Here is a 22515-nt window from a genome sequence, read left to right on the forward strand (position 1 = left end):
CGGTGAGGTCATCCGCCACCGGCGGCCCCGACCACCTGTCGATGAGGAGTCCGACGATGTCTTCTTCTTTCGAGGAGCCGTTCCATGGCTGAGCAGTACGCGTACGTGCGGCACCGTCTGCTGGGCCGCCGCGTGCGGGACATCGCGTCCGGGACGGAGGGCGAGCTGATGGCCGTGGTCAACGAGAACGTCTCGGACAGCGGGGCCGAGCGATGGGTGCGGCTCGCCTACATCCGTGACGCGACCGGCCTCGAATTCACCACCGCGGTCGGCAACATCGTTCCCGCCGATTACGTCGACGATCTGGAGAGCTGCTTCGACCAGCGGTGGCCACCGCGTTGACTCGCCCGTCCGGATGGCGGTTATACGTAGTCCTCCAGGCGGCCTATGCGGTAGCCCTGTTCCTGGATGTGCTGGAGCATGCGGGTCGTCATCTGGATTTCCGTCGCGCCCTTGAGTTCCGAGGGGCCGCGGAAGTGGGCCAGGATGATGTCGCCCGGTTTGAGGGCGGAGCCCTCGGCGTACTGGAAGTTGTTGATCTGCATCGACGCGCGCCACAGGACGACCGAGGAGATCCCGCACTCGGAGGCGGCCTTCAGGGTGTCGTCGTTGTAGTTGCCGTACGGCGGGCGGAACAGCGTGGGGCGCTTGCCGAAGCGCTTCTCCAGGCGTTCCTGCTGGCCGCATATCTCCTTCTTCTGCGCCGCGAAGGACAGCGTGCGCAGGTTCGGGTGGGTCAGCGTGTGGTTGTTTATCGTGCTGCCCGAGCCGTTGTCGCGGAGCTTCTCGAAGTGCGAGTAGTCCGCCGACGCGATGTTGTCGGTCAGGAACATGCTGATCGGCAGCTTCAGATCGGCCGCCATCTTCAGGAACTCGGGGTCCTTCTCCGCGCCGTCGTCGAAGGTCAGGAAGACGACCTTCTCGGTGGCCGGCACGGGTATTCGGTCCACCACGGCCGGCTTGCCCGGGGCCGCCTTGGGCAGGGCAGGCTTCTGCGCCGGCTTGGGGGCGTACTGGAGGGGGGCGGTCAGGCCCCATTTGCGGTACGCCTCGTCCCCCGGCGTCCCCGCCGGCGCGGACGCCGACGCCGAGGCCGAGGCCCGCGCGGACGGGGAGGCGGACGCCGTCCCCGTCTCCTGCGCGGTCTTGCGGCCGAGCCTTTCGATGGGATCCACGCTGTTCCCGCACCCCGTCAGGGACAGCGCGAGCGCGCCGGCCGTCAGCGTCCCGGCCACCAGCCGGCGCGCGTACCTCACAAGTAGTCCTCCAGGCGGGCCACGGCGTATCCCTTGTCCGTGATGGTCTTCATGACATGACGGATCATGTCAGGCATCGTGCCCTTCCAGTCCTCCCGGCCGCGGAAATGCGTCAGGATGATGTCGCCGGGGTGGAGGTCGCGGTCCCACTCGCGGTAGTCCATCCGGTTCACGAACGCCTCCGCGTTCCACAGCGGTACGGCCTTGATGCCGCAGGACTTCGCCGCGCGCAGCGTGTCCTGGTTGTAGTTGCCGTACGGCGGCCGGAAGAGCGTGGGCCGCTTGCCGAACTGCTTCTGGAGGGTGTCCTGCTGGCCGCAGATCTCCTCGCGCTGCTGCTCGTACGAGAGCCCGGGCATGTAGCGGTGGTTCAGCGTGTGGTTGTTCAGGGTGACGCCGGCGTCCTGCATCCGCTTGAAGTACGGGTAGTTGTCGCGGATGAGGTAGTCGCTGAGGAACGCCGTGTACGGGATCTTCAGCTCCTGCATCATCTTGATGAGCTCGGGGTCCTTCTCCGCGCCGTCGTCGATGGTCAGGAAGACGACCTTGTCCTCCGTCGGGACGGTGGTGAAGACCGGGGGCAGTTCGTCCTGGCCCTCGACCTCGAAGCCCTCGCGGGTGGTGATCTCCGGCTTCGCCTTGGGGGCGGCCGGGGCCAGGAGCGGCGTCTTGAGCAGACCCCACTTCTTCGCGGCGGCGATCCGGGCCTGCTGGGCGGCCTTGGCCCGTTCGGCGGCGTTGGCGACGGCGCCGGCCGCTCCCGGGCCCGCTTCGCCGGCCGCCTTCGTCTTGGCCGGCGACGCCTGGTTCCCGGCCCCGCACCCCGTGCCCAGGGCGGCGACCAGCAGTGCGGCCAGTGCCACCGCGTACCGGCCGCGCGGGCGCGCCGCGAGCCGGTGACCATACTGCGCAGTATTTCCCTTTTGTCGTACTAGCTGCATAGCAGCGGATCCTTACACCGCGCAGCGCCCCGGCGCGGACGACACCACGACCGGAGCCCGCCCTTCCACCGACTGGCCGACAGCCGACGGCGCGCAGCCGACAATGGAACGGTGACCCCCGAAGACTTCGCCGCGCTCCTCACCCCCGAGGGCCGCACCCTCCTCGACTCCCTCCGCGACCACGACCCCGGCCAGGAGCTCGCCCTCGCCACCCGGCTGCGCCGCGACCACCCCGCCCCGCTGGTGTCGGCGGCCCTCGGCCAGGCGCGCCTGCGCCAGCGGGCGGTGGCGAAGTTCGGGGCCGAGGACGCGTTCCGGATGTTCTTCACCCCCGGCGGCGGGGAGATGGCCACCCGCGCGTCGGTGGCCTCGTACCGCGCCGGGCGGCTCGCGGCGCTGGGCGTACGGAGCGTCGCGGACCTGTGCTGCGGCATCGGCGGGGACGCCCTGGCGCTGGCCCGGCTCGGGATCCGGGTGCTGGCGGTGGACGTCGACCCGCTGACGGTGGCGGTCGCGCGGGCCAACGCCGAAGCACTGGGGCTGGCGGAGCTGATCGAGGTCCGCGAAGCCGATGTGACGCGGGTCGACGTGTCCGCGTACGAGGCCGTCTTCATCGACCCGGCGCGCCGTGGCGGGCGCGGCCGGATCTTCGACCCGGAGTCGTACTCGCCGCCGCTGTCCTGGGCGGTGGAGACCGCCCGGGCGGCCCGGCACGCCGCCATCAAGATCGCCCCCGGGATCCCGCACGAGGCGGTCCCGGCGCAGGCCGAGGCCGAGTGGATCTCCGACCACGGGGACGTGAAGGAGGCCGTGCTGTGGTTCGGCACCGCTCCCGGGACGGTCCGCGCCACCCTGCTGCCCGGCCCGCGCGAACTGCTGACCACCGCCCCGCTGCCGGACCCGGAGGCGGGCCCGGTGGGGCGCTACCTGTACGAGCCCGACGGGGCGGTGATCCGCGCCCACCTCGTCGCCGAGGTGGCCGAGCACCTGGACGGCCGGCTGATCGACCCGACCATCGCCTACATCACCGCCGACGAGCTGCGCGCGACGCCGTACGCGACGGCGTACGAGATCACCGACGTGCTGCCGTTCGGGCTGAAGAAGCTGAAGGCGCTGCTGCGCGAGCGCGAGGTCGGGATCCTGACGGTGAAGAAGCGCGGCTCCGCGATCGAGCCGGAGGAGCTGCGCCGCAAGGTCAAGCCGCAGGGCCCGAACGCGGCGACCGTCTTCCTGACCCGGGTCGCGGGCGCCCCCTCGATGCTGATCGGATCTCCGGCGTAGCGGCCGACGCCGCCGGGGCCACCGGCCCGGCAGCCGGGGCCACGCGGGTCACCGGCCCACCGCCCGGGTCACCGGCCCGGCAACCGACGCCGCCCGGGTCACCGGCCCGGCAACCAGCCCACCGCCCCGCCTCAGCGCCCCAGCAGCGGCGCGCCCATCCCGCCCCGGGCCGGCGCCGGCGCGGGCGCCGGTCGTGTGGCGCGGGCCGTCCAGCGGTGGTGGGTGGCCGCCTTGGCCGCGCCCAGCAGCCCGGTGATCCACAGGATCATGCCGAGCCCCACGAAGCCCACCACCTCTCCGTACGCCGTCCCGCCCGGGCCCGCTCCGGCCGCCGCCGCGAAGGCCACCCACAGCCCGCAGGCCCCGAGCGCCAGGGAGGCCGCCAGCCACACCAGGCTGCGTACGGGTGCCTTCAGCGCGGGGTCCTCGACGGGTTCCGGCGCGGCTTCGACCCAGCCGCACAGCAGCTCGTGCTCGCGCCGCTCCCGCCGGACACCCCGCGCGAACCAGGCCCCGGCGGGTACCAGCACACCCGCCCCGAAGGCGGCGTACACCATCCCGAACAGGCCCTCCACGGCGTCACCGGTCCCGAAGGAGGTCACGGCCAGGCCGACGAAGCCCCAGCCGAGCGCGAAGGCGGCGGCCACCGCCCAGAGCTGCGCCAGCCGCACCGGGCCCAGGCCGCGCCGGCCCAGCTCGACGAGGAAGCGCGCGCGGTCGGCCCGTACGGCGGACGCGTCCAGCCACTCGCGCAGGTGCGCGGGCGGCGGCGGGGGCGGGAGTTCACGGCTGGGCGGCATGCGCACGACAGTAGAACCCGGCCCCTAAGCCCCGCCGCAGCCCCGCTCGACGCGCGCTTCAGCCGCCCGTGACCTCGACCGATTCGAACCGCCAGCGGTGCACCGCCCGGGTGATCAGGTCCGCCGCCGGCTCGGGCAGCTCGGGCAGCTCCGCCGAGACCCCCTCGGGAGCCTCCCACCAGGTGATCACGAGGATCCGGTCCTGCGCGGCCCGCAGCACCTCGCGGCGCACCGGATCCCGGGCCAGGATCTGCGCGCGGGCCCACTCCAGCAGCTCCGTGCCCCGGCCGTCGGCGGCCCGGGCCTCCCACATCAGCGCGACGGTGCTCACGAGTACAGGTTGTCCTTGCTCAGCTCGTGCACGTGATCGTGGTCGTGCCCATGGGAATGCCCATGCCCATGGCTGCCACCGCTCCCCGGCACGTGCGGGTCCGTCACCGGCAGCGAGGAGTCCGCGGACAGGTCCCAGTCGGAGGCCGGCCGGTTGCGCCGGACCATCTCCGCCCCCAACGCAGCGACCATCGCCCCGTTGTCCGTGCACAGCTTCGGCCGCGGCACCCGCAGCACGATCCCGGCGTCGTCGCAGCGCTCCTGCGCGAGCGAGCGCAGCCGCGAGTTGGCCGCCACGCCGCCGCCGATCATCAGGTGGTCGACGCCCTCGTCCTTGCACGCGCGGATCGCCTTGCGCGTCAGCACGTCCACCACCGCCTCCTGGAAGGACGCCGCCACATCGCGCACCGGCACCTCCTCGCCCGCCTTCCGCTTGGCCTCGATCCAGCGGGCCACCGACGTCTTCAGCCCGGAGAAGGAGAAGTCGTACGCCGCGTCGCGCGGCCCCGTCAGCCCGCGCGGGAAGTTGATGGCCTTGGGGTCGCCCTCGCGCGCGAGCCGGTCGATGACCGGTCCGCCGGGGAAGCCCAGCTGCAGCACGCGCGCGATCTTGTCGAAGGCCTCGCCCGCCGCGTCGTCGATGGTCGCACCGAGCGGACGGACGTCGCTGGTGATGTCGGGGGCCAGCAGCAGCGAGGAGTGCCCGCCCGACACCAGCAGCGCCATGGTCGGCTCCGGCAGCGGCCCGTGCTCCAGTTGGTCGACGCAGATGTGCGAGGCCAGGTGGTTGACGCCGTAGAGCGGCTTGCCCAGCGCGTACGCGTACGCCTTGGCCGCCGAGACGCCGACGAGCAGCGCGCCCGCGAGACCGGGACCGGCGGTGACCGCGATGCCGTCGAGGTCGCGGGCGCTGACCCCGGCCTCCTTCAGCGCGCGTTCGATGGTCGGGACCATCGCCTCCAGGTGGGCGCGGGAGGCCACCTCGGGGACGACGCCGCCGAAGCGGGCGTGCTCGTCGACGCTCGACGCGATGGCGTCCGCGAGCAGGGTGGTGCCGCGGACGACGCCGACGCCGGTCTCGTCGCAGGAGGTCTCGATACCGAGGACGAGCGGTTCGTCAGCCATGGGTCTCACCTTGTACGGGTACGGGTACGGAGCTTGCAGGATCGGAAAGGCGCATCACGAGCGCGTCGACGTTGCCCGGCTGGTAGTAGCCGCGCCGGAAGCCGATCGGCTCGAAGCCGAAGCGCTCGTACAGCTTCTGGGCGCGCGTGTTGTCCACCCGCACCTCCAGCAGCACCTCGGCGCATTCGAACGCCGTGGCGGCCCGCAGCAGTTCGGTGAGCAGCCGGGCACCGAGCCCGGTGCCCCACTGCTCGCGCGCGACCGCGATGGTCTGTACGTCGCCCAGGTCGCCGGCGGCGGCCAGCCCGGCGTAGCCGACGACGCGGCCGGTGGCCGGGTCCTCGGCGACGAGGTAGCGGCGGGTGGCCCGCGGTCCGCGCGCGTGGGTGAGCTCGGACCAGAACATGCCGGCCGACCAGGCGTCGTCGGGGAACAGCTCGTGCTCCAGCTCCAGCACCGGCTCGATGTCCCACCAGCGCATCTCGCGGAGCACCGCGGTCGCGGCCGTCACTTGGGGGTGACCACCTTGTAGTTCTTCGGTACCTGCGCGTCGGGCCGCCGCAGGTACAGGGGGGTCGGCGGCAGGAAGTCCGCGCCGGCCGCGAGCCGCTCCGCGGCCAGGGCGGCGAGGGCCGCCGCCGACTGGTGGACGGGGCCGCGGGCGTCCGGGAACACCTCGGGGTAGAGCCGGGCGCCCTCGCCGACGGCGGGCAGGCCCGCGACGCGCTCGGCGATGTCGGCGGGCCGGTCCACGGCGGGCTCGCCGGTCCGGGTGCGGGGGTCCTCGTACCGCGCCCAGTAGACCTCCTTGCGCCGCGCGTCGGTGGCGACGGTGAAGGGGCCTTCGATCCCGGCGGCACCGGCGGCGTACGCGAGGCCGTCGAGGGTGCACAGGCCGTGCACGGGGACACCGAGGACGGAGGCGAAGGTGGAGGCGGTGACGAGGCCGACGCGCAGCCCCGTGTACGGGCCGGGCCCGACGCCGACGACGACGCCGGTGAGGGCTTCGAGCTTCACCCCGGCCTCGGCGAGGACCGCGTCGACGGAGGGCAGCAGCAGCTCCCCGTGGCGGCGGGCGTCGACCTGGTTCGACTCGGCGAGGACGGTCTCCCCGTCGTGCAGGGCGACGGTGACGGCGGGCGTGGCGGTATCTACGGCGAGCAAGAGCACGCGAACAGCCTACGACTCCCCGGGCCCGGGGCTTTGCGGCCGGTCGGACGGGGGCCCGGCTGCTACCTTTCGACCCGGGGACACGACCGGGACTCGACCCGGTGTGCGAACCGGCTCGCGCCGGGCGTCCCCGGGTCGGCGACGCAGGCGCGGAGAGGTGGAGCAAGGTGGCACGCAGCAGCTCGGGAATCGTGGCCGGGCTCACCGTGGTGGCGATCGCCGCCATCGGCTTCCTCGGCTGGCAGGCCTCCGCGACGGCGCCCGCGCACCCGGTGAAGACGGCCCCGCAGGCCCCGCAGGCGCACCAGAACCAGGCCCCCGCCAAGCAGGACCCGGCGAAGGCGACGGCCCTGCCGGCCGACTCCGGGACCGGGATGCGGGTCGTGTACTCGGTCTCCCAGAAGCGGGTGTGGCTGGTGCCGGAGGACGGCCGGGACCCGAAGTCCTTCCCGGTGACTCCGAGCACGGTGCATCCGCTGCCCGGCACCTACGTGGTCGGCTCGCGCTCGGGCACGGTCACCGGCACGGACGGGGTGCCGATCGAGCACGTCGTACGGTTCGCCACCACGGACGGCATCACCGTCGGCTTCAGCGCCCGCGTGGACGGCACGATGCCGGCGCCGGACCCGGCGAAGAAGGCCGGCGGCATCCGGATGTCGCGGGCCGACGGCGACGCGATGTGGGCCTTCGCCACGATCAACTCGAAGGTCGTCGTCGTCCTCTGACGCGCCGTACCCCTGAGGCGCCGTTCCTCTGACGCGCCGTCTTCTCACACGCCGCACCCGCTTCACCCGAACGGGTGATCAGGCCGCCTCCGACTCCGGGGCGGCCTGTTCCGCGTCGGGCCCTTCGCGGCCGCTCTCCCCCTCCGGCCGCGGCCGGAGGTCCGCCCGCGCGGGCGGCGTCGAGACGGCCGTGGCCGCCGCACCGGCCGCGAGCAGGGCCCGCATGGACACGACGGGCGCGCGCTCCGCACCTGCTGCCGACATGGCTGCCTCCTGACACCCGGGAGACCGGCTCCGGCCCGAACTTAGGCAGACCTAACCGGCGCTGGATACCATGTCACCACGGGTGCCCGCGCGAGCGCAATGTTTTCCCGACGCCTTGTCGGTACGTTGTCGGTACGTACGAGAGCGGCCGTACGCGCAAAGCCCCTACCGCGCGGCCGCCCGCGCCAGTTCCGCCAGCTCCGCCCCGGCCCAGCGCGCCCCGACCCCGCGCAGCGCGACCTCGCGTACGTCGTCCAGGACCTCCTCGTGGCCGACGGCCCGCCCGATCACCACGTGCAGCCGGTCCTCGGAGAGCTCCTCCACCTTGCCGTCGCCCCACTCCACGACGATCACGGACTCGGGCAGCGAGACGTCGAGGTCGAGGTCCTCCATCTCGTCCAGCCCGCCGCCGAGGCGGTACGCGTCCACGTGCACCAGCGCCGGTCCGCCGCTCAGGGACGGGTGGACCCGGGCGATCACGAAGGTGGGCGAGGTCACGGCCCCGCGCACGCCCAGCCCTTCCCCCAGCCCCCGGGTCAGGGTGGTCTTGCCCGCGCCGAGCTCGCCGGTCAGCAGGACGAGGTCGCCGGGGCGCAGCAGCCCCGCGATCCGGCGCCCGAGGTCCTGCATGGAGGCGGGCGAGTCGACGGTGATCAGGGTTTCGGCGGCGGCCTCGGCGAGGGCCTCAGCCGCCGGGCTGCGCGGTGCTTCCCGCGGTACTTCTTCCATGCGTCCCAACGTTAGCCGCTGCCGGGACGGCCCCGGTGCGCGCCAGCAGGTCCGTCAGCAGCCCGGTCACGATGTCCGGGCGTTCCAGCATCATCAGGTGCCCGGTGTGCTCCAGCACGACCAGCTCGGCGGCCGGCAGCTCCTCCTTGATCGCCACGCTGTGCGCCGCCGGGGTGATCATGTCCCGGTCCCCGGCGACGACCGTCACGGCAATGTCCGCGAACCGCTGGAGCGCGGCGCTCTTGTCGTGGCTCTGGAAGGCCGGATAGAACTCCGCGACCACGTCGATCGGGGTCGCCTCGATCAGCCGCTCCGCGAAGCGGGCGACCCCGGGGTCCACGTCCCGGGACCCGAACGAGTACAGCTTGATCATCCCGGCGAACAGGTCGGCGGTGGCCCGCCGCCCCTTCTCCACCAGCTCCACCTGCGAGCCGAGCGCCTTCAGCACCCCCGGCAGCAGCCGGCGCACCGCGCCCATGCCGACCGAGGGCAGCCCGTACGTGACCTCGTCCAGCCGGCCGCTGGAGGTGCCGACCAGCGCCACCCCGACCACGCGCTCGCGCACCAGCTCCGGGAACTGCTCGGCGAAGGCCATCACGGTCATGCCGCCCATGGAGTGGCCGACGAGGACGAGCGGGCCCTCGGGGGCGGTGGCGTCGATGACGGCCTTCAGGTCGCGGCCGAGCTGGTCGATGCTCACCGGCCCGCCGTCGGCCGGGGCCGGGCCGCGCTCGCTGAGGCCGTGGCTGCGCTGGTCCCAGTACACGGCCCGGACCACGCCGCGCAGGGCGGCGCGCTGGAAGTGCCAGGCGTCCTGGGAGAGGCAGTAGCCGTGGCAGAAGACGATGGTGGCGCTCTCGGCGGGGGACTTGGGGCGCAGCCGCCGCTTCTTGCCCTCGTCGGGCTCGGGCAGTTCGTCGGTCTCGTAGTAGAGGCCGGTGCCGTCCTCGGCGCGGCAGACGCCCTCGGTGCCGCGCAGCGAGCCGTACTCGCCGGCGGCGTCGAGCGCGAGGCGCGCCTTCCTGCGCAGGCCGCGGCCCACGGTGATGCGTTCGACCGCGACACCGGCCGCGGCACCCGCCGCTATGACACCGATGGCGGCGCCGGCCCAGCCGGCCTTGCGCCAGTTCTCGCTCACGATGTCGCCGTCCTCACTCAGCCGCCCAGATACACCCGGGGCACCCGACCTCCGATACGGGTGACGATCTCATACGCGATCGTGTGCGCCGCTTGAGCCCAGTCCTCGGCCGTGGGCTCGCCGCGCTCGCCGTCACCGAGGATGACGGCCTCGTCACCCACGGCGGCGAGGTCCTCGCCGAGGTCGACCACGAACTGGTCCATGGCGATCCGCCCGGCGGCCCGCCGGATCCGGCCGCCGACGAGGACCGGGCCGCGGCCGGAGGCGGCGCGCGGCAGTCCGTCGGCGTAGCCGGCCGGGACGAGGGCCAGGTGGGTGTCCGTTTCGGTGACGTAGTGGTGGCCGTAGCTCACGCCGTGCCCGGCGGGGACGGGCTTGACCAGGGCCAGGGAGGCCTTGAGCCGCATGGCGGGGCGCAGGCCGAGCTGGGCGGGGGTGCCGAGCTCGGGCGCGGGCGAGACGCCGTAGACGGCCAGGCCGGTACGGACGAGGTCGTAGTGGCTCTCGGGGAGGGTGAGGGTCGCCGGGGAGTTGGCGATGTGCCGGACCTCGGGGTCGACGCCCTCCTTCTCCGCGTACGCGAGCATGTCGGCGAACGCGTCGAGCTGGAGCCGGATCGAGGGGTGGCCGGGCTCGTCGGCGCAGGCGAGGTGCGACCAGACGCCGGTGACCTGGACGGTGCCCTCCGCCTGGGCGGCGACGGCCGCGCCGACGAGTTCGGCCCAGTCGGCGGGCTGGCAGCCGTTGCGGCCGAGGCCGGTGTCGGCCTTGAGCTGGATCCTGGCGGTCCGGCCGGCCGCGCGGGCGGCCTCCCGTACCTCGTCCAGGGCCCACAGGCCGCTCACCGACACGTCGATGTCGGCCTCGACGGCCTCCCGCCAGGGCCCGCCGGGGGTCCAGAGCCAGCACAGCAGACGCCCCTCGATCCCGGCGGCCCGCAGCGCGAGCGCCTCCTCGGGGGTGGCGGTACCGAGCCAGGTGGCCCCGGCCTCCTGGGCGGCGCGGGCGCACGGCACGGCCCCGTGCCCGTAGGCGTTCGCCTTGACGACGGCCATCAGCTGGGCCCGGGGCGCCCGTGCGCGCAGCGCGCGTACGTTCTCCCGTACTGCGTCAAGATCGATCTCGGCGTACACGCGCGGCGCTCTCTCGTTCATCGCCCCCAGTCTCTCAGAACCCCCACCCCACCTCCTCTCCACGGCCCCCGCCTCCCGGCGCCGAAGGCACGGGGCCCGAGGGCCGACCCCCGGCAACGTTGCCGGGACCGAACACGGAGGTCGGCACGAGCAGCCCGGCCGCCAAAGACGCGGGTCCGGAGACCCGCCCCCGACAACAGCGCCTCAGCCGAACGCCACTCAGCCACCGCCAGCCCGGCTCCCGGCCGCCCGCCCCCGGCAACGGCGCCGCAGCCGCGTACGTCGCCCAGCCAAATACAGCCCCGCCGGCGTTTGAGGCGCGGGGTGCGGGGCGGAGCCCCGGGACGGCCCGCCGGGCCAGGCCCTCACGCCGCGCCTCGCGCCCGGTACCGCGGCCGCCGCCGACGGCCAGCCGCCCCGCCACACCCAGCCCCGCCGGCGTTTGAGGCGCGGGGTCCGGGGCCCGCCCGGGCAACGGTGCCAGGCCGAACGCGCCACCTAGCCACCTCCCGCCCGGTGCCCGACGCCCGGCCCCACCGGTGTTCCAGACCCGGGCCCGGCACCCCGCCCCCGGCAACGGCGCCGTAGCCGAGGGCGGCGCCCAGCCACATACAGCCCCGCCGGCGTTTGAGGCGCGGGGTGCGGGGCGGAGCCCCGGGGGCCCCGTCCGGGTCAGGCCCGCACGTCGCGCCAGGCGGCCGGTACGGCGGCCGCCACCTCGTGCGCCACCACCGGCGCGCCACCGGCCGCCAGCCGCCCCGCCAGGCCGTGCAGGTACGCGCCCACCGACCCCGCGTCCACCCCCGACAGGCCGCCCGCCAGCAGCGCCCCCGCCAGCCCCGACAGGACGTCCCCGCTCCCGGCGGTGGCCAGCCACGCCGTCCCCGTCGGGTTCACCCGGACCGGCGATCCGGACCCGGCGGCGGCGACCAGCGTCGTGGACCCCTTCAGCAGGGCCGTCGCCCCGTACCGCCCGGCCAGCTCCCGTACGGCGGCCAGCCGCCCGGCCTCCACCGACTCCCTCGGCACCCCCAGCAGCGCCGCCGCCTCCCCCGCGTGCGGGGTCAGCAGGGTCGCGGCCCGCCGCCCCCGCACCACCTCGGGGTCCAGTTCCCGCAGCCCGTCCGCGTCCACCAGCACCGGCACGTCCCGGTCGGCCAGCGCCTCGGCGACCTCCGCGGCCCGCCCGGCCCCGATGCCCGGCCCGACCACCCACGCCTGCACCCGGCCCCGCCCGACCAGCACCTCCGGGTACCGCGCGAGCACGGCGTCCGCCGCCGGGCCCACGTACCGCACCGCCCCCGCACCACCCCGCAGCGCCCCCGACACGGCCAGCACCGCCGCCCCCGGGTACTGCTCCGACCCGGCGATGACCCCGACCACGCCCCGCCGGTACTTGTCGCTCGACGCCCCCGGCACCGGCAGCAACCGCGCCACATCCGCGTGCTGGAGGGCCTCCAGCTCCGGTTCCGGCAGCTCCAGCCCGATCCCGACCAGCCGCACCGCCCCCACCCGCGAAGCCCCGGGGTCGATCAGCAGCCCCGGCTTGTACGCCCCGAAGGTCACCGTCACGTCGGCCGACACCGCCGGGCCCGTCACCTCCCCGGTGTCCGCGTCGACCCCGCTCGGCAGGTCCACGGCGACCACCAGGGCGCCCTCGGGGACCGCCTCCGCCAGCGCGGCCGCCGCCGGCCGCAGCCCGCCCCGGCCGCCGATGCCGACCAGCCCGTCCAGGACGAGGTCCGCCCGCCGCGGCACCGACTCCTCGACCCGGCCCCCGGCGGCCCGCAGCGCGGCCAGCCCGCCCGGATGCAGCCGCTGCGGATCCATCGGCACCGCCGACACCCGGGCCCCGCGCCGCGCCAGCCGCGCCCCCGCGTACAGGGCGTCACCGCCGTTGTCCCCGGGCCCGGCCAGCACCACCACCCGGGCCCCGTACACCCGCCCCAGCAACCCGGCGCACACGGCGGCCAGTCCCGCCGCGGCCCGCGCCATCAGGGCGCCCTCCGGCAGCCGCGCCATCAGCTCGCGCTCGGCGGCCCGTACGGTCTCCACGCTGTAAGCAGTACGCATGCCCCCCAGCCTGCCCGAAGCCCGCTCCCCCAACGGGCTCCGGCACCGCCCTCACCGCTCCGCGATCACCACCGCCGAGGCCACACCGGCGTCATGACTCAGCGAGATGTGCCACGCCGTCACCCCCAGCTCCCGCGCCCGCGCCTCCACCGTCCCCGACACCCGCAGCCGCGGCTGCCCGGACTCCTCCACGTACACCTCGGCGTCCGTCCACAGCAGCCCGCCGGGCGCGCCCAGCGCCTTGGCCAGGGCCTCCTTGGCCGCGAACCGGGCGGCGAGCGAGGCGGTTCCGCGCCGCTCGCCGCTCGGCAGCGTCAACTCGGCGTCGAGGAACAGCCGTCGCGCCAGGTTCGGCGTCCGCTCCAGCGCGGCGCCGAACCGCTCGATCTCGGCCACGTCAATCCCCACACCGACAATCACGACAACAACAACCCCACTACTCCACGGTCACCGACTTGGCGAGGTTACGCGGCTGGTCCACCTCGTTCCCCCGCGCCGTCGCCAGCTCGCACGCGAACACCTGCAACGGCACCGTCGCCACCAGCGGCTGGAGCAGCGTCGGCGTCGCCGGGATGCGGATCAGGTGGTCGGCGTACGGGACCACCGCCTCGTCCCCCTCCTCCGCGATCACGATGGTCCGCGCCCCGCGCGCCCGGATCTCCTGGATGTTCGAGACGATCTTGTCGTGCAGCACCGAGCGCCCGCGCGGCGACGGTACGACGACCACCACCGGCACGTCCTGCTCGATCAGCGCGATCGGCCCGTGCTTGAGTTCGCCCGCCGCGAAGCCCTCGGCGTGCATGTACGCCAGCTCCTTCAGCTTGAGCGCGCCCTCCAGCGCCACCGGGTAGCCCACGTGCCGCCCCAGGAACAGCACGGTGTTCTTGTCGGCCAGCGACCGCGCGAGCCGCCGTACCGGCTCCATCGTCTCCAGCACCCGTTCCACGGCCCCGGCGATCCGCGACAGCTCCCGGATCACCGAGTCGATCTCGTCGCCCCACTTCGTGCCCCGTACCTGCCCCAGGTACAGCGCGACGAGGTAGCAGGCGACGAGCTGCGTCAGGAACGCCTTGGTCGAGGCGACGGCCACCTCCGGACCGGCGTGCGTGTACAGCACGGCGTCCGACTCGCGCGGAATGGTGGACCCGTTGGTGTTGCAGACGGCCAGCACCCTCGCGCCCTGCTCGCGCGCGTGGCGCAGCGCCATCAGGGTGTCCATGGTCTCGCCGGACTGGGAGATCGCGATCACCAGCGTCCGCTGGTCCAGGATCGGGTCGCGGTAGCGGAACTCGCTGGCCAGCTCGGTCTCGCAGGGGATACGGGTCCAGTGCTCGATGGCCAGCTTCGCGATCATGCCCGCGTGGTACGCCGTACCGCACGCCACGATCACGACCTTGTCGACCTCGCGGAGCACCGAGGCGGGGATGCGCACCTCGTCGAGGCTCAGCTGCCCGCCCGCGTCGATCCGGCCGAGGAGGGTGTCGGCGACGGCCTTCGGCTGCTCGGCGATCTCCTTGAGCATGAAGTAGTCGTAGCCGCCCTTCTCGGCCGCCGAGGCGTCCCAGTCCACGTGGTACGCCCGCACCTGCGCGGGCGAACCGTCGAAGCCGGTCACCGTGACCCCGTCGCGGCGCAGTTCGACGACCTGGTCCTGGCCCAGCTCGATCGCCGAGCGGGTATGGGCGATGAACGCGGACACGTCCGAGGCGAGGAAGTTCTCCCCCTCCCCGACACCCACCACCAGCGGGGAGTTGCGGCGCGCCCCGACCACCACGTCCGGCTCGTCGGCGTGCACCGCCACCAGCGTGAAGGCTCCCTCCAGCCGCCGGCACACCTGCCGCATGGCCTCCGCGAGCACCCCGGGCGCGCCCGCCCCGGCGGCCGGGGCGGCGGCGGCGAAGTGCTCGGCGAGCAGGTGCGCCACGACCTCGGTGTCGGTCTCGGACTCCAGCCGGTGCCCGCGCTCGGCGAGTTCGGCGCGCAGCGCGGCGAAGTTCTCGATGATGCCGTTGTGTACGACGGCCACCCGGCCGGAGTTGTCCAGGTGCGGGTGGGCGTTGACGTCGGTGGGCGCCCCGTGGGTGGCCCAGCGGGTGTGTCCGAGCCCGGTGCAGCCGGCCGGCAGCGGCCGCTGGACGAGCTCCTTCTCCAGGTTGACCAGCTTCCCGGCCTTCTTGACGCTGGCGAGCCGCCCGTCGGCGAGCACCGCGATGCCGGCCGAGTCGTAGCCCCGGTACTCCAGCCGCTTCAGTCCGGCGATGACCACATCGAGCGCCGACTGCGCTCCCACATAACCCACAATTCCGCACATAGGCCGCAGCGTACGCCGTAGTCGTCCCCCTACCCGGCACCCCGGCAAGACGAAACCCCGCCCGGCGAAAAGCCGGAGCGGGGTTGACGTCGGGGCCCGATCGGGGCGGCCCGGAGGTTGGGATCAGCCGAGCTTCTTGACCTGCGCGTCGATCAGGGTCTTCGGGGACTCCGCCGTGCCGAGGAGGCTGACCGAGCTGAAGGAGGCCACCGTGGAGCCCTTGCGCACCATCACGAGGAGCACGGTGCTCTTGTCGCCGTCGCCCAGGTCCGCGGTCAGGGTGAGGCTGACGGCCTCGTCACCGCCGGTGACGGCCGGGCCCGCGGCGACGCTCTCGTACTTGGTGGTCTCGCCCTCGGCGGTGGAGGAGAAGCCGCCCGCGCACATCTGCCCGGCGGTCTTGAAGGCCGCCAGGGTCTCCTGGGCGCCCTGGCCGTCGTACGAGGAGAGGCCGGTCATCGTCGCGGTGGTGCCGATCGCGTTCTTGACGGCTTCGAGCTTCTGCTCCTCCGTGGCACCGGCCGCCGGCTCCTTCGGCTTGGCGCCCATCCCGGTCCGGGCGACGCCGGTCGGCGTGCCGACCTTCTGCAGGGCCTGGGTCTGCACCAGGACCTTGCAGGCGGGCTTGTCGGTGGCGAGCTGCGTCCGGTCGGACTGGGCGAGCTTGGCGCCCGCGTCGGCCTTGACCAGGTAGTCCGGGACGTCGGCCTGCGTGACCAGCAGGGAGGTCAGCTCCGCGTCGGTCTTGCCCTTGGCCGCCGGGGCGCCCGACGGCGCGGACGGCCGCGCGTCCGGCTTGGCGTCGTCCTTCGTGTCGGCCTTGTCGGATCCGCAGGCGGTGGCGAGCAGGGCCAGGGACAGCGCGGAGGCGGTCAGGACGGTACGACGGACGAGCGCGGTACGCACGAAGGTTCTCCCCCAGGAAAAATGAACGCCGCCAGGACGCGGATCGGCGTGGCGGTGATCACCAACCTACGGCCTGTGACCCGTCCGGCCCCCCGCCCCCGGTCGGCCCGGGCGAATCGTGATCCGCATGAGACGGGACGGCCTCCCGATCGATACCCACTCCCGTACAACCTTCGCGACCTGCGCCTTCCACCGCGCCCGCCCGCTCCCCCGCCGCACGTGACCGACCACACGACGCGCGCGCGACCCACGCGCGACGCCCAGACCCGACAATGGGCCTGTGATCACATCGCCGACGCGTTGCACGCCGGACCCCGGGCCGGAGCGCTCCGGCCCCCGACGGGTGCCCGACGCCTCCCCCTACGTCGATCTCACGCGGGCCGAGTGGAGCGCCCTGCGCGAGCGGACGCCGCTGCCCCTGACGGCGGAGGAGGTCGAGCGGCTGCGCGGCCTCGGCGACGTCATCGACCTCGACGAGGTACGGGACGTCTACCTGCCGCTCTCCCGCCTGCTCAACCTGTACGTCGGCGCCACCAGCAACCTGCGCGGCACCCTGAACACCTTCCTCGGCGACGCGGGCAACGGGCACGGCGCCCAGCAGGGCACCCCCTTCGTCATAGGGGTCGCCGGCTCGGTCGCGGTCGGCAAGTCCACGGTGGCCCGTCTGCTCCAGGCCCTGCTGGCCCGCTGGCCGGAGCACCCGCGGGTGGAGCTGGTCACCACGGACGGGTTCCTGTACCCGATGAAGGAGCTCCAGCGGCGCGGCCTGACCTCCCGCAAGGGCTTCCCGGAGTCCTACGACCGCCGTGCGCTGACCCGTTTCGTCGCGGACATCAAGGCCGGCAAGGACGAGGTCTCGGCCCCGGTGTACTCGCACCTGATCTACGACATCGTCCCGGACGAGCGGCTCGTGGTCCGCCGCCCGGACATCCTGATCGTCGAGGGGCTGAACGTCCTCCAGCCGGCCCTGCCCGGCAAGGACGGCCGCACCCGCGTCGGCCTCGCCGACTACTTCGACTTCAGCGTGTACGTGGACGCCCGGCCCGAGGACATCGAGCGCTGGTACCTCAACCGGTTCCGCAAGCTCCGCGAGACCGCGTTCCAGAATCCTTTCTCCTACTTCCGCAAGTACACCCAGGTCTCCGAGGAGGAGGCGCTGGAGTACGCCCAGACGATGTGGCGGACCATCAACAAGCCCAACCTGCTGGAGAACGTGGCCCCCACCCGCGGCCGCGCCACGCTGGTCGTGCGCAAGGGCCCCGACCACAAGGTGCAGAAGCTGAGCCTGCGCAAGCTCTGACCACCGCGACTCCCACCGCCCCCACCGCCCCCGCGCCCCCCGCGACGCGGCTAGGGTGCGGCCATGCTGCACCTACGGATGATCATCCCGCCCGGGCGGACGGAGGAGGTGGTCGCCGTCGTCGAGCGGACGGTCGGCACCACGCACCTCGTCGTCCTGCCCGGAGCGGCCCGCGTCCCGGCGGGCGACCTCGTCCTGTGCGACGTCGCCCGCGAGGCCGGTGACGAGCTGCTGGGCGAGCTCCAGGGCCTGGGCATCGACAAGGACGGCTCGATCGCCGTCGAGAACATCGACCTGTCCCTGTCCGAGCGGGCCGATCAGGCGGAGGACGAGGCCCCGGGCGAGGCGGCCGACGCGGTGCTGTGGAAACAGCTCACCGAGGCCACCCACGAGGAGTCGACGCTCAGCATCACCTACTGCGCGTTCATGGTCCTCGCCACCATGATCGCCGCCTGCGGTGTGGTGCTCGACAACGCGGTCCTCATCGTGGGCGCGATGGCGGTCGGCCCGGAGTTCGGCCCGCTCGCCGGCGTGTGCGTCGGGGTCGTGCAGCGCGCGCCGCGCCTGGCCCTGCGCTCCCTGACCGCCCTGCTGGTCGGTTTCGCCGCCGCGATGGCCGGCACCACGCTCTTCACCCTCTGCATGGACGCGATCGGCCAGTTCCACGCGGGCATGCTGGAGCGGCCCCGCCCGAACACCGGCTTCATCTGGCAGCCGGACTCGTTCTCCTTCGCGGTCTCCGTCCTGGCCGGCATGGCCGGGGTGCTCTCCCTGACCTCCGCGAAGTCGGGGGCACTGGTCGGCGTGGCCATCTCGGTGACCACCGTCCCGGCCGCCGCGAACGCCGCCGTGGCGCTCGGCTACGGGGAGGTCGCCCAGATGTGGGGATCGGCGGAACAGTTGCTGCTGAACCTGGGCGGCATCATGCTGGCCGGCATCCTGACCCTGTACGCCCAGAAAGCACTGTGGCGGACCCAGCGAGGACGCTGGATCCGCCGGGCCGGGGGCCGCGGAGCCCCCGGCCGTTGAGCGGGCGGGGCGGTCAGCCCAGCGCCGACTTCACCACGTCCGCGAGCCGCCCCGCGACCGCGCGGGCCTGCTCGATGTCGGCGGCCTCCACCATCACCCGTACGAGCGGCTCCGTACCGGACGGACGCAGCAGCACCCGGCCGGTGGCGCCCAGCTCCCGCTCGGCGTCGACGACGGCCGCGGCCAGCTCGCCGGAGGTCGTGACCCGGGACTTGTCCACGTCCGGGACGTTGATCAGGATCTGCGGCAGCCGCGTCATGACCCCGGCCAGGTCGGCCAGGGAGCGCCCGGTCGCCGCGACCCGCGCCGCCAGCATCAGGCCGGTCAGCGTGCCGTCGCCGGTGGTCGCGTGGTCCAGGATGATCACGTGGCCGGACTGCTCGCCGCCGAGCGCGTACCCGTGCTCCTTCATCGACTCCAGCACGTAGCGGTCGCCGACCCCGGTCTGGACGACCTGGATGCCCTCGGCCTCCATGGCCAGCTTGAAGCCCAGGTTCGACATCACGGTGCCGACCACGGTGTTCTCGCGCAGCTGGCCGGCCTCGCGCAGGGCGAGCGCCAGCACCGCGAGGATCTGGTCGCCGTCGACCTCGGCGCCCGCGCCGTCCACGGCCAGGCAGCGGTCGGCGTCACCGTCGTGCGCGATGCCGAGGTCGGCGCCGTGCTCGACCACGGCCCGCTTGAGCAGGTCCAGGTGGGTGGAGCCGCAGCCGTCGTTGATGTTCAGGCCGTCGGGCTCGGCGCCGATCGTGACGATCTCCGCGCCCGCCCGGGTGAACGCCTCGGGCGAGACGTAGGCGGCCGCGCCGTGGGCCTCGTCGAGGACGACCTTGAGGCCGTCGAGACGGTTCGGGAGGACCGCGACGAGGTGGGCGACGTACTTGTCGAAGCCCTCGGTGTAGTCCGAGACGCGGCCGACGCCCGAGCCGGTGGGGCGGTCCCAGGGGGCGCCGGTGCGGTGCTCCTCGTAGACCGACTCGATGCGGTCCTCCAGGTCGTCGGCCAGCTTGTGGCCGCCGCGCGCGAAGAACTTGATGCCGTTGTCGGGCATGGCGTTGTGGCTCGCGGAGAGCATCACGCCGAGGTCGGCGCCCAGCGCACCGGTGAGATACGCCACCGCCGGGGTGGGCAGCACACCGACGCGCAGGACGTCCACGCCGGCGCTGGCGAGGCCCGCGACGACCGCGGCCTCCAGGAATTCGCCCGACGCGCGGGGGTCGCGGCCGACGACCGCGGTGGCCCGGTGGCCCGCGAAGGTGCCCGCCTCGGCCAGTACGTGTGCGGCCGCCACGGAGAGGCCGAGCGCGAGCTCGGCCGTCAGATCCGCGTTGGCGACGCCTCGTACACCGTCCGTCCCGAAGAGTCGTCCCACTGTTGTCCTCCCGAGTTCACGCTTCGCTTTGTGACCGCATGTGACAGGTATGTGCCGCTTGTGGCGGTAAACGAACCGCCCCGACAGCACAGAGAGTGCTGCCGGGGCGGTTTCGTTGCAGAACAGCAGGCGCAGATTAACGCTTGCTGTACTGCGGAGCCTTACGGGCCTTCTTGAGACCGGCCTTCTTGCGCTCGACCGCACGGTCGTCGCGGGAGAGGAAGCCGGCCTTCTTCAGCGCCGCGCGGTTGTTGTCCACGTCCGCCTCGTTCAGCGCACGGGCCACACCGAGGCGCAGGGCGCCGGCCTGACCGGAGACGCCGCCACCCGAGATGCGGGCGATGACGTCGTAGCGGTTGTCCAGCTCAAGGAGCTTGAACGGCTCGTTGACTTCCTGCTGGTGCACCTTGTTGGGGAAGTAGTCCTCAAGGGTGCGACCGTTGATCTTCCACTTGCCGGTGCCCGGAACGATCCGGACGCGGGCGATGGCGTTCTTGCGACGGCCCAGGCCGGCGGCCGGCTGGGGGTCGCCGAAGCGACCGGCAAGGGACTCAGAGGTGTAGTCGCCCTCGACGGGAACCTCAGACTCGGTGGTGTACTCCTCGACGCCCTCGAACTCTTCGACGGGGGTCTCGGCGGTGGTCTCGGCCACGATGCTCCTCAGAATTTTCTACGTCTTAGGGGGTGGCCGGAACTACTGCGCGACCTGGGTGATCTCGAACGGCACCGGCTGCTGGGCAGCGTGGGGGTGCTGGTCGCCCGAGTAGACCTTCAGCTTCGAGAGCATCTGACGGCCCAGGGTGTTCTTGGGGAGCATGCCCTTGACGGCCTTCTCGACGGCCTTCTCCGGGTTGTTCGCCAGGAGGTCGTCGTAGCGCACCGAGCGGAGACCGCCCGGGTAGCCGGAGTGGCGGTAGGCCATCTTCTGCGACGCCTTGTTGCCGGACAGGTGGACCTTGTCGGCGTTGACGATGATGACGAAGTCGCCCATGTCCATGTGGGGGGCGTAAGTCGGCTTGTGCTTGCCGCGCAGGAGGGCAGCGGCCTGGGTCGCCAGACGGCCGAGGACAACGTCCTGGGCGTCGATGACGAGCCACTGGCGCGAGATGTCGCCGGGCTTGGGGCTGAACGTACGCACGCGTATGCCTTCGCTTCTTCAGTGGTGGGTCATCCCATAGGGCACGAGCCCCGCGGGAAGGGTCCTGACAGGGTCACCACGGACGATCACGACAGCCGCTTGTCCACATCGGGGACGCAACCCGTGTGAACCGCTGGTCATCGGTCCGGTGGACCGGCGTAAGGCCCTTTCACGTGAGAATGAGAAAGCCAATACGCATAACAAACCAGCAGAGTACCCAAGAAGACCCGTACGGGTCAAAACGCGGTCCGCGATGCCGATGCTGCTGGCGTCGCGGCGCACTCCGGTTCGGTCCTGGGTGGGGACCCCGCAGTTGTTACTGGTCCCAGGGTAACCCGTTCGGAGCCCAGTGCTCGACGCGCCAGCAGAACCGCGAGCCCGCACAGGGTCGCCATGTCCCGGAACGCCCGCCTCTTGTGGGCCAGCTCCGAGGGCCACGGGATCAGGCCCGTCTGGGGCGCCAGGGCCAGCCAGAACCAGGGCGAACGCGGCATGGAGCCCTCCCGCGCCCCCGACGCCAGCAGCAGCGGCAGCACCACCAGCAGGTAGTGGTCGAAGGAGGGACGGGAGACCAGGAATGCGGCGAGCATCACCATGCAGGCCGTCTCCGCCAGCCGCAGCTCGCCCGCGTCCCCCTCGTCCGGGCGCCGCCAGCGCGACCGTACGCCCCACAGCCCGGCCGCCGCCCCGGCGAGCGCCACCGCCACCGCCACCGGCTCCGGCACCCCCAGCCGCGGCAGCACCGCGATCGGCGAGGCGTCCCAGGGCAGCGCGTACGCGTCCTGCCCATGGAAGAGGAACGGCAGCGTCTTGGTGAAGAACAGCGTCGGGCTCGGCATCAGCAGCGCCCCCACCAGCGACAACGCCACCGGCACCGCCACGGCCACCGCCAGCCCCCGCCACTGCCGGGCCAGCACGAAGACCAGCCCGGCCGGGACCAGCATCGGCTTGCAGGCGATCGCCAGGCCCACCACCAGCCCCGCCGCGGCCCACGACCGCCGGTGCGCCAGCAGCAGGGCCACCGGCAGGGCGGCCGCCGAGATCGCCGTCCAGTTGCCGATCAGCACGAGGTTCGCGTACGGCTTGTAGGCCAGGGCCAGCAGCCCGAGCCCGCCCACCGCGAAGCGCGAGCACAGCGGCACCGCGAACAGCCGCAGCGAGGCCCACCAGCCGACCCCCACGAGCCCCGACATCCCGGCCGGCAGCAGCCAGCGCAGCACCTCGCGCGGCAGCAGCGCCTCCGGCACCGCCATGAGCACGGCACTCGGCAGGTACAGGAAGCGCTTGTCCTCGTACGGGGAGGCACCGGCCAGCAGCGCGTCCGCCGCCTTGACCACGAAGGCGTTGTCGGAGCCCCAGTTCGCCCGCAGGCTCGACGAGACCGCCACGGTCAGCAGGACCACCAGCGAGAGCGCCCGCCAGGCCCGGGGGGCCGGCTCCATCAGCCAGGCCCCCCACCGGCCGACGGCGGGCGGGCGATACCGCTTCATGAGC

Annotated in this window: 24 protein-coding genes; 5 read left to right on the plus strand and 19 right to left on the minus strand. The window is 73.3% G+C overall.

What is annotated here, in order from left to right:
- The first annotated feature begins 84 nt into the window (after positions 1 to 84).
- Positions 85 to 342, plus strand: coding sequence for a hypothetical protein (locus ACZ6ZT_RS28105; protein WP_469722824.1), 258 nt, complete (start codon positions 85 to 87; stop codon positions 340 to 342).
- 20 nt (positions 343 to 362) lie between these two features.
- Here the strand turns inward: ACZ6ZT_RS28105 and ACZ6ZT_RS28110 are convergent, their stop codons facing one another.
- A complete protein-coding gene (locus tag ACZ6ZT_RS28110) occupies positions 363 to 1256 on the minus strand; it encodes a polysaccharide deacetylase family protein (RefSeq protein WP_469722825.1) in 894 nt (297 codons plus the stop codon).
- Complete coding sequence (locus tag ACZ6ZT_RS28115) at positions 1253 to 2197, minus strand: polysaccharide deacetylase family protein (protein ID WP_469722827.1); 945 nt, start codon at positions 2195 to 2197, stop codon at positions 1253 to 1255. Before ACZ6ZT_RS28115 ends, ACZ6ZT_RS28110 begins: the two co-directional genes overlap by 4 nt.
- Positions 2198 to 2308: 111 nt before the next feature.
- Here ACZ6ZT_RS28115 and ACZ6ZT_RS28120 point away from each other — a divergent pair, with 111 nt between their 5' ends.
- Positions 2309 to 3478 (plus strand): THUMP-like domain-containing protein, encoded by a 1170-nt coding sequence (locus ACZ6ZT_RS28120; RefSeq protein ID WP_469722828.1) that lies wholly within the window; start codon positions 2309 to 2311, stop codon positions 3476 to 3478.
- Positions 3479 to 3609: 131 nt separating this feature from the next.
- Here the strand turns inward: ACZ6ZT_RS28120 and ACZ6ZT_RS28125 are convergent, their stop codons facing one another.
- From ACZ6ZT_RS28125 to tsaB, 5 genes are read right to left on the minus strand one after another with little or no spacing between them, the layout of a single operon-like run.
- A complete protein-coding gene (locus ACZ6ZT_RS28125) occupies positions 3610 to 4278 on the minus strand; it encodes a hypothetical protein (protein ID WP_469722830.1) in 669 nt (222 codons plus the stop codon).
- 58 nt (positions 4279 to 4336) lie between these two features.
- The gene (locus tag ACZ6ZT_RS28130) at positions 4337 to 4609 is read right to left on the minus strand and encodes a hypothetical protein (RefSeq protein ID WP_469722831.1); all 273 of its coding nucleotides are present in this window, start codon (positions 4607 to 4609) and stop codon (positions 4337 to 4339) included.
- On the minus strand, positions 4606 to 5733 hold the full coding sequence (gene tsaD / locus ACZ6ZT_RS28135; protein WP_469722833.1) for a tRNA (adenosine(37)-N6)-threonylcarbamoyltransferase complex transferase subunit TsaD: 1128 nt from the start codon (positions 5731 to 5733) through the stop codon (positions 4606 to 4608). The genes ACZ6ZT_RS28130 and tsaD overlap by 4 nt, the downstream gene beginning before the upstream one ends.
- Positions 5726 to 6244, minus strand: a complete 519-nt coding sequence (gene rimI, locus ACZ6ZT_RS28140) for a ribosomal protein S18-alanine N-acetyltransferase (RefSeq protein ID WP_469722834.1) — start codon at positions 6242 to 6244, stop codon at positions 5726 to 5728. Before rimI ends, tsaD begins: the two co-directional genes overlap by 8 nt.
- A complete protein-coding gene (gene tsaB, locus ACZ6ZT_RS28145) occupies positions 6241 to 6903 on the minus strand; it encodes a tRNA (adenosine(37)-N6)-threonylcarbamoyltransferase complex dimerization subunit type 1 TsaB (RefSeq protein WP_469722835.1) in 663 nt (220 codons plus the stop codon). Before tsaB ends, rimI begins: the two co-directional genes overlap by 4 nt.
- Before the next feature lie 167 nt (positions 6904 to 7070).
- Between tsaB and ACZ6ZT_RS28150 the strand changes: the two genes are divergently transcribed.
- Positions 7071 to 7628 (plus strand): hypothetical protein, encoded by a 558-nt coding sequence (locus ACZ6ZT_RS28150; protein WP_469722837.1) that lies wholly within the window; start codon positions 7071 to 7073, stop codon positions 7626 to 7628.
- 78 nt (positions 7629 to 7706) lie between these two features.
- On the opposite strand, the gene ACZ6ZT_RS28155 is transcribed toward ACZ6ZT_RS28150, so the two are convergent.
- The 8 genes from ACZ6ZT_RS28155 to ACZ6ZT_RS28190 form a co-directional block, all read right to left on the minus strand.
- The gene (locus ACZ6ZT_RS28155; RefSeq protein WP_469722838.1) at positions 7707 to 7892 is read right to left on the minus strand and encodes a hypothetical protein; all 186 of its coding nucleotides are present in this window, start codon (positions 7890 to 7892) and stop codon (positions 7707 to 7709) included.
- 165 nt (positions 7893 to 8057) lie between these two features.
- Positions 8058 to 8621, minus strand: coding sequence for a tRNA (adenosine(37)-N6)-threonylcarbamoyltransferase complex ATPase subunit type 1 TsaE (tsaE, locus tag ACZ6ZT_RS28160; RefSeq protein WP_469722839.1), 564 nt, complete (start codon positions 8619 to 8621; stop codon positions 8058 to 8060).
- Entirely contained in the window at positions 8578 to 9780 is a 1203-nt protein-coding gene (locus tag ACZ6ZT_RS28165; protein WP_469722900.1) for an alpha/beta fold hydrolase, read from the minus strand. Before ACZ6ZT_RS28165 ends, tsaE begins: the two co-directional genes overlap by 44 nt.
- Positions 9777 to 10913 carry an alanine racemase gene (alr, locus tag ACZ6ZT_RS28170; RefSeq protein WP_469722840.1) on the minus strand — a complete coding sequence of 379 codons (1137 nt, stop codon included), beginning with the start codon at positions 10911 to 10913 and terminating at the stop codon, positions 9777 to 9779. The genes ACZ6ZT_RS28165 and alr overlap by 4 nt, the downstream gene beginning before the upstream one ends.
- Positions 10914 to 11564: 651 nt before the next feature.
- A complete protein-coding gene (locus tag ACZ6ZT_RS28175) occupies positions 11565 to 12965 on the minus strand; it encodes an NAD(P)H-hydrate dehydratase (RefSeq protein WP_469722841.1) in 1401 nt (466 codons plus the stop codon).
- A 51-nt stretch (positions 12966 to 13016) separates the two neighbouring features.
- Positions 13017 to 13385 carry a holo-ACP synthase gene (locus tag ACZ6ZT_RS28180; RefSeq protein WP_469722843.1) on the minus strand — a complete coding sequence of 123 codons (369 nt, stop codon included), beginning with the start codon at positions 13383 to 13385 and terminating at the stop codon, positions 13017 to 13019.
- A gap of 16 nt (positions 13386 to 13401) precedes the next feature.
- Entirely contained in the window at positions 13402 to 15276 is a 1875-nt protein-coding gene (gene glmS / locus ACZ6ZT_RS28185; RefSeq protein ID WP_469722844.1) for a glutamine--fructose-6-phosphate transaminase (isomerizing), read from the minus strand.
- 123 nt (positions 15277 to 15399) lie between these two features.
- The gene (locus ACZ6ZT_RS28190) at positions 15400 to 16182 is read right to left on the minus strand and encodes a hypothetical protein (RefSeq protein WP_469722846.1); all 783 of its coding nucleotides are present in this window, start codon (positions 16180 to 16182) and stop codon (positions 15400 to 15402) included.
- A gap of 280 nt (positions 16183 to 16462) precedes the next feature.
- Here ACZ6ZT_RS28190 and coaA point away from each other — a divergent pair, with 280 nt between their 5' ends.
- Positions 16463 to 17482 (plus strand): type I pantothenate kinase, encoded by a 1020-nt coding sequence (coaA, locus tag ACZ6ZT_RS28195; protein ID WP_469722847.1) that lies wholly within the window; start codon positions 16463 to 16465, stop codon positions 17480 to 17482.
- A 63-nt stretch (positions 17483 to 17545) separates the two neighbouring features.
- Positions 17546 to 18511, plus strand: coding sequence for a DUF389 domain-containing protein (locus tag ACZ6ZT_RS28200; protein ID WP_469722848.1), 966 nt, complete (start codon positions 17546 to 17548; stop codon positions 18509 to 18511).
- Between the two features lie 13 nt (positions 18512 to 18524).
- Here the strand turns inward: ACZ6ZT_RS28200 and glmM are convergent, their stop codons facing one another.
- The 4 genes from glmM to ACZ6ZT_RS28220 form a co-directional block, all read right to left on the minus strand.
- Positions 18525 to 19883: a phosphoglucosamine mutase gene (gene glmM / locus ACZ6ZT_RS28205; protein ID WP_469722850.1), complete on the minus strand. Its 1359-nt coding sequence runs from the start codon at positions 19881 to 19883 to the stop codon at positions 18525 to 18527.
- 136 nt (positions 19884 to 20019) lie between these two features.
- Entirely contained in the window at positions 20020 to 20535 is a 516-nt protein-coding gene (rpsI, locus tag ACZ6ZT_RS28210; protein WP_469722851.1) for a 30S ribosomal protein S9, read from the minus strand.
- Positions 20536 to 20577: 42 nt separating this feature from the next.
- Entirely contained in the window at positions 20578 to 21021 is a 444-nt protein-coding gene (gene rplM, locus ACZ6ZT_RS28215; RefSeq protein WP_393746931.1) for a 50S ribosomal protein L13, read from the minus strand.
- A gap of 236 nt (positions 21022 to 21257) precedes the next feature.
- Positions 21258 to 22511 (minus strand): glycosyltransferase family 87 protein, encoded by a 1254-nt coding sequence (locus ACZ6ZT_RS28220; protein ID WP_469722853.1) that lies wholly within the window; start codon positions 22509 to 22511, stop codon positions 21258 to 21260.
- Between the last annotated feature and the right edge of the window lie 4 nt (positions 22512 to 22515).

Source organism: Streptomyces sp. NPDC102258 (assembly GCF_055584685.1).

What these genes read in the sequence shown, in the direction of transcription:
- ACZ6ZT_RS28105 (WP_469722824.1), top strand. Translation starts at nt 85, where the DNA reads ATGGCTGAGCAGTACGCGTACGTGCGGCACCGTCTGCTGGGCCGCCGC.
- ACZ6ZT_RS28115 (WP_469722827.1), bottom strand. Translation starts at nt 2,197, where the DNA reads ATGCAGCTAGTACGACAAAAGGGAAATACTGCGCAGTATGGTCACCGG.
- ACZ6ZT_RS28125 (WP_469722830.1), bottom strand. Translation starts at nt 4,278, where the DNA reads ATGCCGCCCAGCCGTGAACTCCCGCCCCCGCCGCCGCCCGCGCACCTG.
- tsaD (WP_469722833.1), bottom strand. Translation starts at nt 5,733, where the DNA reads ATGGCTGACGAACCGCTCGTCCTCGGTATCGAGACCTCCTGCGACGAG.
- ACZ6ZT_RS28155 (WP_469722838.1), bottom strand. Translation starts at nt 7,892, where the DNA reads ATGTCGGCAGCAGGTGCGGAGCGCGCGCCCGTCGTGTCCATGCGGGCC.
- tsaE (WP_469722839.1), bottom strand. Translation starts at nt 8,621, where the DNA reads ATGGAAGAAGTACCGCGGGAAGCACCGCGCAGCCCGGCGGCTGAGGCC.
- alr (WP_469722840.1), bottom strand. Translation starts at nt 10,913, where the DNA reads ATGAACGAGAGAGCGCCGCGCGTGTACGCCGAGATCGATCTTGACGCA.
- ACZ6ZT_RS28175 (WP_469722841.1), bottom strand. Translation starts at nt 12,965, where the DNA reads ATGCGTACTGCTTACAGCGTGGAGACCGTACGGGCCGCCGAGCGCGAG.
- glmS (WP_469722844.1), bottom strand. Translation starts at nt 15,276, where the DNA reads ATGTGCGGAATTGTGGGTTATGTGGGAGCGCAGTCGGCGCTCGATGTG.
- ACZ6ZT_RS28200 (WP_469722848.1), top strand. Translation starts at nt 17,546, where the DNA reads ATGCTGCACCTACGGATGATCATCCCGCCCGGGCGGACGGAGGAGGTG.
- ACZ6ZT_RS28220 (WP_469722853.1), bottom strand. Translation starts at nt 22,511, where the DNA reads ATGAAGCGGTATCGCCCGCCCGCCGTCGGCCGGTGGGGGGCCTGGCTG.